Origin of the sequence: Rhizobium sp. NXC24, assembly GCF_002944315.1 — a bacterium.
GTDB lineage: Bacteria > Pseudomonadota > Alphaproteobacteria > Rhizobiales > Rhizobiaceae > Rhizobium.
Genome location: NZ_CP024311.1, coordinates 2,000,315 through 2,014,779, shown reverse-complemented (window position 1 = coordinate 2,014,779; position 14,465 = coordinate 2,000,315). Strand labels below are relative to the sequence as shown.

The following is a 14,465-nucleotide window of genomic DNA, read 5'->3' as shown; positions in this document are numbered from 1 at the left end:
TTTCCCTTTCGATTGGAAGACATTCGCGCCGGGCGGGTCAAACTGCCCGGCATTTTCATATCCGGCTTAGCTCATCAGCTCCGGACGCAGCAACAGAACCGGGCAGGGAGAGCCGGCCACAAGCTCGGGCGTGCGCGGCGGGCGGATAATGAGGCAATCCGAGCGGGAAAAGACCTTCATCATCGAGGAATCCTGCTTGGAAAAAGGCTCGACCAGCCAGCCGCCATCCGCGGATTTCGTCAGCGTTGCCCGGATATAGTCCTGGCGCTGATCGTTGGCGGCGAGCGTTACGGTGGTCCGCGCCATGGCTTCACGCTTCACGGGCGGCAATAAAGCGAGCTTGCGGATCAGCGGCTCCAGGAACAAGAGGCCGCAGACGAGGCTGGAAACCGGATTGCCTGGCAGCCCAAGGACGTGGGTTTCGCCGAGGCTGCCGACCATCAGCGGCTTGCCGGGACGCATGGCGATGCGCCAGAAATCAAGCTGCATGCCGACCTCGACCATGGTGGCCTGCACCAGATCATGATCACCGACCGAGGCCCCGCCGAGCGTGACGATGACATCGGCCTTCGCCACCTGCGCGCGGCCAATCGCGGCGGTGATTTCCGCCTTGTCGTCCGGGACAATGCCAAGATCGAGCACATGAGCGCCGGCGTTGCGGGCGAGAGCGGCAATGCCGAATGTATTTGATGCGATGATCTGTGAGGGACCGGGCTCGCTGCCCGGCGTCACCAGCTCGTCGCCTGTCGCAAGGATCGCCACCAATGGACGCCGATACACATCGAGTGCCGGATGGTTCATGGCGGCGGCAACCGTCAGTCGCGAAAAATCCATCACCGTGTCTTTCGCGAGCACGACTTCACCTTCGGCAAAGTCCTGGCCGCGCGGGCGGATATGCTGCCCCTTACGCAGGGGATAGGTGGTGCGGATGCGGCCGTCTTCCAGCCGTAGCGCGTCCTCCTGCAACAACACAGTATCGGCTCCGGCCGGAACTAGCGCACCGGTGAAGATACGGACCGCTTCGCCCTTGCCGACCACACCCTCGAAAGCGTGACCGGCGGCGGAAGCACCGATCACGGTCAATTCCGCTCCCGGTTCGGCGGCATCCTCGAAACGCAGCGCATAGCCATCCATCGCCGAGGCATCGAAGGGCGGCTGCGTGAGGCGTGCAGCCAGATCCTTGGCGAGAACCCGGCCTTCCGCCATGTCGAGTTCAACGCTTTCGACGCGATGGAGCGGCGTTGCGCTATTCAGCAGACGTTCTTGGGCGTCGACAACGGGTAAAAGACTCATCTTCAGGCCCCTGGATGACGGAAGTCGCCGGATTTGCCGCCGGACTTCTCCAAGAGCCTGATACCGCCGATTTCCATCGTCCGGTCCACGGCCTTGGCCATATCGTAGATCGTCAGGCAGGCAACGGAAACTGCCGTCAGCGCCTCCATCTCGACGCCCGTGCGGCCGGTGAGCTTTGCGGTAGCAGTCACGCGCAGGCCGGGCAGGGCAGCATCTTCGGTGATATCGACCGTGACCTTGGTCAGCATCAGCGGATGGCAGAGCGGGATGAGATTGGCGGTCTGCTTGGCGGCCATGATGCCGGCAAGCCTGGCCGTGCCTATGACATCGCCTTTCTTGGCATTGCCTTCGCGGATCAGCGCCAGCGTCTCCGGCTTCATTTTCACATGGCCTTCAGCGGTGGCGATGCGAACCGTTTCGGCCTTGTCGCCGACATCGACCATATGCGCCTCGCCGGAGGCGCCGATATGGGTCAGGCCGGCTTTCTCCGTGCTCATTTCACTCTGCCGCCAGAACGCCGGTTTCGCCGGTAAGCAGCAGGCGCGTCGCGGACGCCACGTCGTCCTTGCGCATCAGGCTTTCGCCGACGAGGAAGGTGGTGATGCCCACGGCTTCGAGACGCTTGCAGTCGGCATGGGTGAAAATACCGCTTTCGCCGACCAGCAGCCGGCCTTCGGGAACCATGGTGGACAGGGTTTCGCTGACCGTCAGGCTGACCTCGAAGGTGCGCAGATTGCGATTGTTGATGCCGACGAGCGGCGAAGACAGCTTCAATGCCCGCTCCATTTCTTCGGCGTCGTGCACCTCGACCAGTACATCCATGCCGAGGCCGAAGGCTTCGTCCTGGAGGCGCTCGGCATCGCTGTCGGAAAGCGAGGCCATGATCAAGAGAATGCAATCGGCACCCCAGGCGCGAGCCTCATGCACCTGATAGGTTTCGAACATGAAATCCTTGCGCAATGCCGGCAAAGAGCAGGCGGCACGGGCGGCGGTCAGGAATTCCGGTGCGCCTTGGAAGCTTGGGCTGTCCGTCAGCACAGAGAGGCAGGCAGCGCCGCCCAACTCATAGGCCTTGGCAAGGGCGGGCGGATCGAAATCGGGGCGAATGAGCCCCTTGGACGGGCTTGCCTTCTTGATCTCGGCGATCAGGCCGAAGGCGCTGACATCCTTCTTGGCGACCAATGCCTTATGGAAGCCGCGCGGCGCGGACTGGCCGGCCTGCATCGCCTTGAGATCGGCAAGCGAGACCTTGGCCTTCGCGGCGGCGATCTCCTCGCGCTTGTAGGCTTCGATCTTCTGGAGGATATCGGTCATGACGTCCTAATCCTATTCTTCGGCGTTGGAGACGGCGATCAGCTTTTCCAGCGCGGCGGCGGTCGCGCCGCTGTCGAGCGACTGAGCCGCGAGCCTCATGCCATCATGAAGCGTTTCCGCCTTGCCCGCAATCACGAGGGATGCCGCGGCATTGGCGAGCGAAATATCGCGATAAGCGTTCTTCGCACCGCTGAGCACGTCGCGCAGCGCTGCCGCATTGAAGACGCCGTCGCCGCCCTTGAGGTCTGCCAGCGAGGCATGCGGCAGGCCGAAATCGGCAGGCGTCAGCTCGAAGGTGCGGATCTTGCCGTCTTCAAGCGCGGCGACATTCGTCGGGCCGGTGGTGGTGATCTCGTCGATACCGTTGCCGTACACGACCCAGACGCTTTCCGCATTCAGATCCTTCAGCACCTCGGCAAGGGGCACGACCCATTGCGGCGCGAAGACGCCGAGCAGTTGGCGGCGTGCGCCGGCCGGGTTGGACAGCGGCCCTAGCAGATTGAAGATCGTGCGCGTTCCGAGCTCGACGCGCGAAGGGCCGACATGGCGCATTGAGGAATGATGCAGTTGCGCGAACATGAAGCCGATTCCGGCTTCGCGAATGCAGCGAGCGATCGTCTCGGGGCCGACATCGAGCTTGATGCCGAGCACGGACTGCGTGTCGGCCGTGCCAGCCTTGGAGCTTTGGGCGCGATTGCCATGCTTGGCGACCGGCACACCAGCACCGGCCACGATCAGGGCGGCGAGCGTGGAGATATTATAGGTGCCAACACCGTCACCGCCGGTACCCACGATATCCATCGCATCCGCAGGTGCTTCCACCGGCAGCATCTTGGCGCGCATCGTTGTGACGGCGCCGACGATTTCATCGACCGTCTCGCCGCGCACGCGCAGCGCCATCAGGAAAGCGCCGATCTGCGAGGGCGTGGCTTCGCCCGACATCAGGATCTCGAATGCCTGACGGGCCTCATCCCGTGTCAGCACCTCGCGGTTGGCGACCTTGGCGAGGAAAGGTTTCAATTCAGCCATCGGCTATCGATCCTCCCGACCGGGCCTAGCGAGACATCGCCTGTTCGGCGAGGCTCTGGTTGACCGTGACGCTGTATTTGGATTGCAGGTCGCTGACCATCTGGTCAAGAATGTCGTCGCCGGCGGCATTGGCAATCTGAGCTGCCTGCTGATCGGCATTGTTCAGCGCATCCGTCGTCGGATTGTCGTTGACCTCGGTGACCTTCAAGAGGATCTGCGTCGTGTCGTCTGCGCCGACCGCGTTGGCGACCGTGTCGGCCGGACCAGAGAACGAGGCCGCAACGCCACCACGACCGAGAACGGGATCATCCGTCGTGCGGGTCACACCAGACTTGTTTTCGACGGCGATGCCAAGCGGCGCAGCGATGTCGGCAAGCGATTTGCCCTTCTGCGCTTCCTGCTTCAGCTCGGTTGCCTTGGCGGCGAGCGCAACCTTCTGCTGCTCGGCAGTCCAGTCGGCAACGGCCTTGTCATGCACCTCGGAAAGCGGGCGATCGTGATCAGCCGTGATGTTCAGCACATCGTACCAGACGTAACCATTGTTGCCGATGGTCAGAGGTGCAGCATTGCCGCCCTGGTCCGCCTTGAAGACTTCGGCCAGCAATTGCTGCTTGGCAGGCAGGTCCTTGATCTCGTTGCCGCTTGAGTCGAGGCCGGTGGCATCGACCGAATCAACGGTCACCAGCTTCAGTTTCATTTGCTGTGCGGCTTCCTGCAGCGACGCACCCGAGCCGCGCAAGTCTTCGAACTTGTCGTGAGCGCTGGTGATTTCATCGGCGGCATTGTTGAGCGCAATCTGCTTGCGGATGTCTTCCTTGACCTCGTCGAAGCTCTTCGCCGTCTCCGCCTTGACATTGGTTACGCGCAGGATCACCGGGCCGAATGAACCGTCGATGACAGGCGTGGTGCCGCCTTCCTTGATAACGGCAAAGGCAGCCTGGGCGATTGTCTGATCCGGAACCTGATCCTTGGTGAAGGTGCCGAGCAGCACGTCGGCGGGCTTCTTGCCTTGATCGGTGACCAACTGGTCAAATGTCGAGCCCGTCTTCAGCGCGTCGGCGGCAGCGTTGGCGAGGTCCTTGTTGGCGAAAGTGAGCTGCTCGATCGTGCGCGTTGCCGGCGTCGTGAAGCTATCCTTGCGCTTCTCGAACTCGGCGCGAACCGCATCGTCGGTCACGCTCGCGGGATTGGCAACATCTTCGGCCTGCAGCGTCACATAGGCGAACTTGCGGTATTCGGGCGCGCGGTACTTCGGCTTGACGCCATCGAACCATTTCTGCAGCACGTCTTCGGCGGGCGCCTTGATCGGGTCGATATTGGCGTTGGTCAACAGCAGATAATCGATGCTGCGGTTTTCGTCATGATATTGCTTGACGGCATCGACGAGAACCTTCGGCGCAGTAAAGCCGTTGGAGACCGCTTCTACGATCTGACTACGGATCGCAACCTTACTGCGCTCCTTGATGTAGTCGTCGGGATTGATGCTGCTGTTGCGCAGCAAGCTCTCGAATTTCTGCCGGTCGAAGCTGCCGTTCAGCGCCTTGAAGGCGGGATCGTCGCCGATAAGCTGGGCGAGGCGATCCTGCGACAGGCCAAGGTTCATATCGGCGGCAAGCTGGTCAAGCGAAGCGCCGGCAACGAGCTGGGCGACCGTTTGCTGTCCGATGCCGAAGGCGCGCGCCTGCTCCGGCGTGATCTGCATGCGCAGTTGCTGGCTGATGGCCTGGATCTGGCGACGATAGGCGAGGCGGAATTCATTGGTACCAATCTGCTGATCGCCGACCGTCACGACGGTATTGCTTCCGCCGCCGCTGATGAGCGAACGCTCAACCCCCCATATGCCGAAGGCCGCCGCCAAAATAAGCATCAAGCCCTTGGCAACCCAGGTCTGGGCGATTTTTCTCAACACGTCGAACATCGGAAGGCAAACCTCGTCATCAATACAGTCTTCGCCCGCAGGCGAAGCAATCGGAGTTCCTTAGAACAATCCGAACCGGAATTGAAGAGCCAGCAAGGAAATCACCGGGCCTAGCGCTGCAGACCCGGAACCTTTGCCTGGGATTGACGTTGAAAGCTGAGGTAAACAGAGGAGCCGACGATGGCCGAGACGAAATCCGCTTCCGCCCAAACTGCCTCAGCTCAGGTACAAGCTGAAACAGCCGTCGAAGACCTTAACCTGCAGATCGCCGCGCTTCGGGAGGATCTGACGAAACTTTCGCGCAGCATGGCCGCGGTCGGGCAAGGCGCGAAGTCCGTCGTCACCGAGGAGGCTCAGGAAATAACCGATCAACTGCGCGAAAGGGTTCGCCAGGAGCCGATCTTCATGGTCGCGGCAGCCGCCGGCATCGGTTATCTGATCGGCCTGCTCAGCCGTCGCTAGGTCAATGCTCGCTTACGGATAGCGGTTCTTTTCAAAGCTCGTCGTGAAAACGCGGGCTGGCGCGGATGAATGTCCAGAGCGCCTTGCTGATCTCGACAATCTCCTTGATCGAGCTCTCCAGCCGTTCGATTTCGCGCAGATCCAGTTGTTCCACCTTGCCGTATTTGACGTGCCGGTCGTCCTCCACCAGACGCATGAGCTGCGTGCTGGAGATTTCGCCGTTTTCGTCGAAGGAATAGATGCAGTGATTGTATTTGTTGCGCATCTTCGATTCCCGCTTCAAGCGGCTCATCAGCGCCAGCACCGCATGGCTGTCTTCCGCCGGCGTCGAGGATAGTTTTGCCAGACGTTCGACCAAATCAATGCGCGCGCGCGTGGTGTTCAGCGTCAGGAAGACGATGATGGCCGCATCCTTCTCCACCCTCAGCAGATGCGCAATGATGTAGATCAGAAGGCTTTCCGTATTGGTCCAGACATAGTTCAGGCGGCCGACGCGAAGCAGAATATCGGACATTGCAGGCATGGCGCGGTCCTATGCTCAATCAGCCAAAGTACAAATTCATCACCGCTCCCTGAAGGCGCGCGACATGCTGTCGACCACCGGCTTGGAGAGATATTCGAAAAAGGTGCGTTCGGACGTCTGGATCAAAACATCCGCGGGCATGCCAGGTACGGGCTTGAAGCCCGGAATGCGTTTGATCTCCTCACTCGGGATCTGGACGCGAACAACATAGACATCGCGCTGCGTCGAACCGGAATTGTCCTCGATCGAGTCGGCTGAGACGTAGAATACCTTACCGTTCAGCACCGGTGTCGTGCGCCGGTTGAGGGACGACAGGCGGATGGAGGCGGATTCACCTTCGCGCAACTGGTCGATGGAGGTGCGCAGCACCTGTGCCTCGATGATCAAAGGCACGTTGTTCGGCAATATCTCCATGATCGGCTTGCCCGTCGTGATGACGCCGCCGGCGGTATGATAATAGGAACGAATGACCGTGCCGCTGACCGGTGAGCGGATGACGGTGCGGTCGAGCACGCCCGCAGCCTCACGCACCTGCTCGCGCACGCTGTCCAAATCGGATTCGGCCGTTTCCAACGCGTCGAGCGCTGCCTGCTTGTTGGTGTTGATGGCAATGATCGCTTCCTGGCGGTACTTGGCGACCTGGGCTTCGTTCTCGTTCAACTCAGCATCGATGCGGGCAAGGTCGCCCATGGCATCGGCGACCGCGCGCTGCACGGCCAGAAGGTCGGAACGCCTGACAACGCCGATATTCGCAAGCTTCTCTTTCGATGCCTGTTCATCGGTCAAAAGGCCGAGCTGCGTCACGAAGGCCTGCCGCTGGCCCTGATATCCCTGGGTGCGATATTCGAGCGAACGGATGTTCTTTTCGATAAGGTTGAGCTGTTCCTGCAGCTTGGATTGTTTGCTGTGAAAAACCACAACCTGGCTTTGGATCAGAGAGGTCACATCGGGATCGTCGGCCTCCGCCGTGACGATATCGGGGACCTTGAACTCTTCATTGCCCTGGGCCTCGGCTTTCAAACGGGCGACCACAGTTTCCAACCGCAGCCGTCTCAGTTTCAGCGCCCGATCATTGGCGAGAGCCGCCGTCGGATCGAGGGTCAGCAGGATATCCCCCTCCTGCACGACCTGTCCTTCGCTCACCATCAGCTCCTTGATAATGCCGCCCTCGAGATGCTGAACGATCTTATTGTTGCCGGTCGCGACGAAACTGCCTTGAGCGATGACGGCCGAAGCGATCGGCGCGGTGGCGGCCCAATAGCCGAAGCCGCCGAAAGAAGCGAACAGGATCGCCAGACCCGAGACGCTGTAGAGCCTGATCGACCGTGGCACCTCGCTATACCATTCGAGTTGCCCCTGTTCGTTGTCTTCTTTTTTCTTATTCTTGTTTCTCCCGAACATGGCGCTCACCCTTCGATCCTTGCCGGTGGCCGATTGCCGATTTCATTGCTGGGTTTGTTGCTGAGCGTTTTCAGTACCTCGGTACGCTCTCCGAACAGCGCCACCGAGCCGTCCTTCAGAACCAGGATCTTATCGACGCATTGCAGCAGGGCAGGGCGCTGGGTGATCGTCACTGTGGTGATGCCCTGTTTTTTGGCGTGGATGAGCGCCCGGGCCAGCGCCGCCTCGCCGGCGGTGTCGAGATTGGAATTCGGCTCGTCGAGAACGACGAATTTCGGATTGCCGAAGAAGGCACGGGCAAGCGCGATACGCTGCTTCTGGCCGCCGGAAAGCGGCGCGCCATCGGCGGCAACCACCGTCTCATAGCCCTGCGGAAAAGTCGCGATCAGCTCATGCACGTCAGCAAGGACGGCCGCCTCGTAAATCAGCCGGTCTTCGACGTCGTCGCGCATGCGGCAGATATTGGCTTTGATCGTACCCGGAAAGAGCTGCACGTCCTGAGGCAGGTAGCCGATGCTCTCGCCGAATTGCCGCTGATCCCAGTTGCGCAGATCCATCAGATCGAGCCGCACATTACCGGAGGTCGGCAGGATCGAGCCCACCAGCATCTTGCCGAGCGTCGTCTTGCCGGACCCGGAATTGCCGATGACGGCAAGCGATTCCCCCTTCTTCAAGGAAAAGGAGATGCCGTTCAAAACGACCCGTTTCTGCGGCGGCGGGACGAAGAGAATGCGCTCCACATCGAGCCGTCCTTCCGGGTTGGGCAGGCGCAGCCGCGGGAAGTTCAGCGGCGAATTCAGCAATAGCTGCTTGATGCGGCCGTATGCGGCGCGGGAATGATTGAACTGATTCCAGCCCTCAATCGCCCCTTCGACCGGCGCCAATGCTCGGCCGGAGATGATCGAGGCCGCAATCACCATGCCGCCGGTCAACTGGCCGGAGAGCGAGAGATGCGCGCCCCAGCCGAGCAGGGTGACCTGGGTGATCAGGCGGCAAGCCTTGGTGAGACCGGAAAAGACGATATTGCGGTCCTGGGCGGCCACCTGCGATTTCAACGATCCAGCAGTTTCACGGCCCCACATCTTCACGGCTTCGGGGATCATCGCAAGGGCATTGATGATCTGCGAATTACGCGCCATGGAATCCAAATGGAAATTGGCGCGGGTAACGAAGGCGTTGGCTTCGGCAAACTGTTTCGCCGTCATCTTTTGATTGAGATAGGCGATTACGAACAGGACGGCGCAGCACGTCATGACGATCACGCCGAGATGCGGATGCACGAGATAGACAACGACGACGAAGAGCGGCATCAATGGCGCGTCGAGGAAGGCAAGCAGCGTGCCCGAGGTCAAAAAGGACCGGAGTAGCTGCAGATCGGCAAGCGTCTGGTAGTCGCGGCCGTTGCCGTTCAAGGACGCACGGGCAGCCGCGCTCAGGATCGGCGCGCCGAGCTGCACTTCCAATTCGACGGCTGTGCGCATCAGGATGAAACGGCGCACGGAATCCATGATGACCTGCAGGAGAATGGCGCCGACGACAGCGATCGTGAGCATGACCAGCGTATCGATCGAGCGGCTAGTCAGAACGCGGTCGGAAATCTGAAACAGATAGATCGGGATTGCCAGCACCAGGACATTGATGGCCAGGGTGAAGATCATGACGATCAGCATGTTGCGCTGAACGACCGAAATACCCTTGCGCAGACTGGCGGCGAAATTGATCGGCTGGGCGCTGCGTTTGTGGAAGATGCCGCCGTCATTGCCTCCGCCACCTCCGCCTTTGCCGCTCTCGTTATTGCCACCGTGACCGCCACCGCCGGCAAGCGACCGGCGCTCGTTCTCACGCAACGGGCCGGAGTCGTTGTCGATCGTCCGAGGCAAAGGCTGCGATTGATTCACCTTCATCTCAGGCTTTGGCATCTCAGGCCTGGGCATTTCGGGCTTTGGCATTTCCGCTTCCGGCAGCCGGGGCGCCGGTTCGATCACAGGCTCCGGAGCGACCTCTGGAGCGGGCGATATCAGCCGCATCTCGATCTCGGTCGTCGAGGTGGCGGCCCCTTCATCAACCTTCGTCACAACGGAAAACTCCGCAGGGGCGGGAACCGTCTCAGTTTCCACGGCAGCCACAGTCGTCACGTCCAGTATCGACGGTTGGGGAGAAAGGGGGGAGGGAACCACGGCGGCCTTAGGCTCGCGCCGCAACCGTTTCAAGCTTTCCACAGCGTCTTCTATGGCCGCCATATAGGAGGCGGTGTCGCGCTCGGCCGTCCGCTCCTCCTCGCCCGACGCCAGCGACGTGAGGTGCAATGTCCGGCTTTCCGCCATGCTCAGCTTTGAAATCTGGTTCATCAGGAGCATCCCCTATGTCTCTGGCTAAGTGACGGTCTGCATGACGTCGCCGACAGGGCCGTTGTGCCAGGACATGTCGTGGCCGAGATCGATGGTTTCATTCTGCGCGGGCTGTTGATCGTGATCACCGAGGAAAGCGATCGCTTCATTGGCCAGCGGTTGGCTTTGCTGGTTTGCATTGGTCGTATTGGTCTGATCGTGATCGACCAGGCCGCCTTGGATGAGGACGGTATCGGAATAGAGATTGCCGGCGAGATAGGTCGTATGACCGACGCTGTCGTAATCGGTAATATTGGCGATATTGACCAGGGCATTGCTGCCGGTGTCGATCGATACCGTGGCGTTCTGATTGTTCGCCACCACATCGCTTGCGACTTGATGCACGATATCGGAATCGCCGACGATATTGATCTGCTTGATGACGTTGACGTCGAAGAAGTTGCCGGTGATGTAAAGAACATTCAGCGCCTCGTGACCGGCGAAGTTGGAGTCGTGGGCAAGCCCGTCCGGTATCTCGTCGGTGTGGTCCTGGATATTCTTGACCGTGTCGTTGATGAAATCGGGCATCGTCGTGAAACGATCGGACAGCCCGACATTGTTGATCGAGGCGAGGTTCCAGAGCAGGTTGCCGCCGGTCTGAACATGTTCGCCGCCTTGAAGGGTCGACACCACGTCATTGTCGTAGAGCACCGAGATCTGGCTGATCGAATTGATGTCGAACGCGTGGCCGCCGACGATCATCAGATCGTACTGCATGCCAAGACTGAAAAAGGAGGCAAGGTCGACCAATGTATTGCCGCCGGTCAGCAGCGTCGTCTCGGCGCCGGTGGTCGTCACCCGCATCGTGTCGTTGTCGGAGAGGAAATTATATTGCTCCGTCCAGTGCAGGAACGAGACGTCGCCCTCGATGACGCTGACGCGCCAGAAGCTCGGGAAAACCGGATTGCCGTCGTCGGTATGGTCTGATGTCGAGCTCACCTGAAACTGGGTGTGCTCGAAAACCGCGATATTCCTGCCGATCGTCAAGGCGCTTTGCGAAGACTGGTCGTTATCGCCTGAGGTGCAATCGACTTTATCGTTGTCGCTGTAAACATAGCTCTGTGAGATCGCGTCGATGGAATGATAGTCGCCCATCACTGCCATCACATGCGCGATCACATTTGTGTCGATGATGTTGACGAGGTTTGCGACGACATTGCCGCCGGCCTCGATGTTGAGGGAGTTCGGCCCTAGTCCCGTCTGATGAACGGTTTCATCCGTTCCTTCGATCACCGCTTTTTGCGCGGCAAGGCCGCGATCGGGCATGGAATCTTCGAGATCCGGGACGCTGCTGACCTGCTCACCGTTGACAAAGATGCCGTCGAGCTGATTGCCGGCAATCGCAAAGTAATGGCTGCCGTCGGGGCCTTGTATGTCGGCGCCGCCGTTCGCCTCGATGGTTTTGATAAATGCGTGCAGATCGTCGCTGAGCTTCATCATCCCCTCGGTGCTCTCCGTCCGCTGGAGGGAGTCAAGGGGCGATAGTTCCTCGGCTTTCACCGTCGCTTGGCCCAGCCAATCGTAGACATCGGAGACATCGCGAACGAGATGATGGGAAGAATTCGTCATGTCCAGCACGTCGTCATCGCGCAAGACATTGGCCTGCACCACATGAGCGGTCTCCGAACCCGGCCCTACGTGGACGTCGAGTTTATACGGCAGAGCAGCAGGCTGGAATTGGATGTCGGAGGGGCGGTGGACGACAGGGATCTCCACCGGCGCAACGCCATCGGGACCGTTTATGCGCACATGGTAGGGATCATCATGCAGGCGTACATAGCCATAACGGAAGTCGTAAGGCGAGGAGATGTATTTCACGTCGGGAGCGTAGTCGACCATCGTCAGCCCCGATGCAAAGTCGTCCTTTGCCAGGGTCGGGTCTGTCTGTTCCGACGGACTGTCCTCCGTCGATGTCCCATCCGTGTAGCCCAGCCGCAGACGCAGATCCTCGATCTGCGTGTCGAAGAGCCCGATAAAGTGGGCTATGATCTCCGATATTTTTTCCGCGTGCATGACGAACCCCCAATTTTCGGAAACGCCTGGTCTATCCGAACCGAAGCCGTCGCTACCGACGGCTGTCATTTCAGCGAAATCCAGGTTCAAGCCACATATGTGCGCCGGCCGGTCCTCCGGACGGCGCACAAAAGGCGTGGCTCTCGCTTCGAAATCAGGTGTCGCCAGTTGTCACGTGATGATCGCCGCCGACAACGGCAATATCCGCAGAGTTGGTGAGCAGGTTCGCCCCCTGTACCACTTCCTGATGGAAGCCGGAGTTGGCGATGATAGCGGAAGAATCCGCCGACGCCGTACCGGTCATGTCGTGGCCCACGCTCGGCACCCCGTTCCAATTCAGGGTCGGGTCGAGATCGAGGCCATCCGCATGGGAATGACCACCGTCTGCTGTCAGGTTAATGCTGGCATCCTGGTTCTGCATCCGCAGATCATAGGCCTGATCCTGGTCGGCGAGATTGTTGGCCTGAACCAGGCTAAAGCCTGTGTCATTGCCGCCGCCGCCCAGCGCATTGTTGAGCACGCCATCGATATTGAGGTTGAAGGAGTAATCGTCTCCGAGATTGAAGGTCAGATCGCCACCGGCTACGCCGAGATTTCCGACATCATGGACATCCTTGATCGTTCCAAAATCGTAATCGGAATGAGTGCTGGAGTCGCTGTAGTTGTCGCGATTGTCACCGTTGTTGTTGGCTTCGGTGTGGACGTCGGTATCCGTCTTGGTAATGGCCTTGTAGTCATAATCGTAACTGTTGTCGCGATTATCGCCATTATCCTTGATGTTGATGTCCGTATCCGTGTCGGTCTTGGTGATTACCTTATTGTCGTAATCCCAGTTATAGCTGTTATCACGATTGTCGCCGTTGTTGGTGTTGTCGCGATTGTCGCCGTTGTTTTTGACGTCGACATCCGTATCGGTGGTGTTGGTATTGTTGCTGTTATTGGTGTTGGCGACGCCGACAAGACCGGTCGAACCGTCATCCACTTCCGTCGAATTGACGGCGCTGGTCGCGAGACCATCCGCCAACGCGCCAACTTTCAGGTCGTCATCGGCGCTGATGTTGGCGATATCAGAATCAGGAGACATCATACATTTCCTCCAAATGAGGAGGCCGTCTCGGGGAATCCCTCTCATCTAAACGGGATTGACTCGCGGCGGCCCCAACTCTGTTAACGTTGCGGCAGGTGTACGCACTACAGGACTACCGTCAAAACCGGCCTGTTGGTTCAGACCTGGCCTCTTGGGATTTGCAGCTACGCAAAACAAAGTACGCAAATCCGCCCTGGCGCTCAGTTAGAGCGTCCAACGCCTTCTGCTTTCTGTTGTCTCTAAGAAGTTAGGGGAGGAGGAGGTTGTCCGGGACGCGAGACAAAGGACCGGAATGCCATTTTCCCCAAGCTCCGCGGTTGGTGCGGAACAGTGGGACTTTGACCGAAAACAACACAAGCTCATAGATACCAATTCGGGCTACCGCCCTGTTTCGGTTTCGTAAATCGGATTTCATCCGATGAGTGCGCAGGATTTAAAGCGCTGTTGTCACTCGTCTTTTCCAGATTTTGTGAGCTATCGACCGCCTGATTGGCATCAATGAGCGTTACCGTTCGCTTACGCAGTCTTAATCCGTCCGACTTAAGGGATCAGAAATTGTGGCGGTGCATCCAAGTAATATATTTCAAAAATCTAACTAAGTCTGCGGTCGTTGCAAAAACGGACCACGTCAATGAAATTTCAAATTGTAATAAAAAGTATATCGACGCTTACTATGCTTTAAGCCAGTCTTCGGCTCACCCGAGTCGGTCTACCGATTTCGGTCGATTTGGGCTATTGTCAGTCGCCAGGTGACCTCCACCTTAGGTTAGCTGATTAAACAGAAATGCCCGGAAATGTGCAAAACTGAGCACAAATACGGCACCCAATTTGGCCAAATTCCCACATTTGTGATAATTTTTAAAGTTTTTGCGGCAAAACTAACCCCTTTGGGCAATTTCCAAGTACGATCGCATGGATTAATATAGTTTTATATTAATTAAGAAGACTGCATAAACAGTCCTATCAGGGCACCGTGCTCATAAAAAACATTCCGGCAAAAAGCGGGTTAACACACATGGCTGCGAGCTTTGGGGGATG

At 58.9% G+C, this 14,465-nt stretch carries 11 protein-coding genes; 1 reads left to right on the top strand and 10 read right to left on the bottom strand.

Annotated elements, in window-relative coordinates; translation table 11 throughout:
- Positions 1-66 precede the first annotated feature (66 nt).
- From glp to NXC24_RS09915, 5 genes are read right to left on the bottom strand one after another with little or no spacing between them, the layout of a single operon-like run.
- The gene (glp, locus tag NXC24_RS09935) at positions 67-1,293 is read right to left on the bottom strand and encodes a gephyrin-like molybdotransferase Glp (protein WP_104823122.1); all 1,227 of its coding nucleotides are present in this window, start codon (positions 1,291-1,293) and stop codon (positions 67-69) included.
- A gap of 2 nt (positions 1,294-1,295) precedes the next feature.
- Complete coding sequence (gene moaC, locus NXC24_RS09930) at positions 1,296-1,790, bottom strand: cyclic pyranopterin monophosphate synthase MoaC (protein WP_104823121.1); 495 nt, start codon at positions 1,788-1,790, stop codon at positions 1,296-1,298.
- Between the two features lies 1 nt (position 1,791).
- The gene (gene trpC, locus NXC24_RS09925; protein WP_104823120.1) at positions 1,792-2,607 is read right to left on the bottom strand and encodes an indole-3-glycerol phosphate synthase TrpC; all 816 of its coding nucleotides are present in this window, start codon (positions 2,605-2,607) and stop codon (positions 1,792-1,794) included.
- Positions 2,608-2,619: 12 nt separating this feature from the next.
- Complete coding sequence (trpD, locus tag NXC24_RS09920; RefSeq protein WP_104823119.1) at positions 2,620-3,636, bottom strand: anthranilate phosphoribosyltransferase; 1,017 nt, start codon at positions 3,634-3,636, stop codon at positions 2,620-2,622.
- 25 nt (positions 3,637-3,661) lie between these two features.
- The gene (locus NXC24_RS09915; RefSeq protein WP_104823118.1) at positions 3,662-5,554 is read right to left on the bottom strand and encodes a peptidylprolyl isomerase; all 1,893 of its coding nucleotides are present in this window, start codon (positions 5,552-5,554) and stop codon (positions 3,662-3,664) included.
- Between the two features lie 180 nt (positions 5,555-5,734).
- Here NXC24_RS09915 and NXC24_RS09910 point away from each other — a divergent pair, with 180 nt between their 5' ends.
- The gene (locus NXC24_RS09910) at positions 5,735-6,016 is read left to right on the top strand and encodes a hypothetical protein (protein ID WP_104823117.1); all 282 of its coding nucleotides are present in this window, start codon (positions 5,735-5,737) and stop codon (positions 6,014-6,016) included.
- A 31-nt stretch (positions 6,017-6,047) separates the two neighbouring features.
- On the opposite strand, the gene NXC24_RS09905 is transcribed toward NXC24_RS09910, so the two are convergent.
- From NXC24_RS09905 to NXC24_RS09885, 5 genes are all read right to left on the bottom strand, one after another.
- A complete protein-coding gene (locus tag NXC24_RS09905; protein ID WP_104823116.1) occupies positions 6,048-6,539 on the bottom strand; it encodes a hypothetical protein in 492 nt (163 codons plus the stop codon).
- Between the two features lie 39 nt (positions 6,540-6,578).
- Positions 6,579-7,940: an HlyD family type I secretion periplasmic adaptor subunit gene (locus tag NXC24_RS09900; protein WP_104825100.1), complete on the bottom strand. Its 1,362-nt coding sequence runs from the start codon at positions 7,938-7,940 to the stop codon at positions 6,579-6,581.
- A 5-nt stretch (positions 7,941-7,945) separates the two neighbouring features.
- Positions 7,946-10,180 carry a type I secretion system permease/ATPase gene (locus NXC24_RS09895; RefSeq protein WP_245463976.1) on the bottom strand — a complete coding sequence of 745 codons (2,235 nt, stop codon included), beginning with the start codon at positions 10,178-10,180 and terminating at the stop codon, positions 7,946-7,948.
- Positions 10,181-10,312: 132 nt separating this feature from the next.
- On the bottom strand, positions 10,313-12,340 hold the full coding sequence (locus NXC24_RS09890) for a hypothetical protein (RefSeq protein ID WP_158704453.1): 2,028 nt from the start codon (positions 12,338-12,340) through the stop codon (positions 10,313-10,315).
- Positions 12,341-12,494: 154 nt separating this feature from the next.
- Positions 12,495-13,424: a fibrinogen-binding protein gene (locus NXC24_RS09885; RefSeq protein WP_104823114.1), complete on the bottom strand. Its 930-nt coding sequence runs from the start codon at positions 13,422-13,424 to the stop codon at positions 12,495-12,497.
- Positions 13,425-14,465: the final 1,041 nt, after the last annotated feature.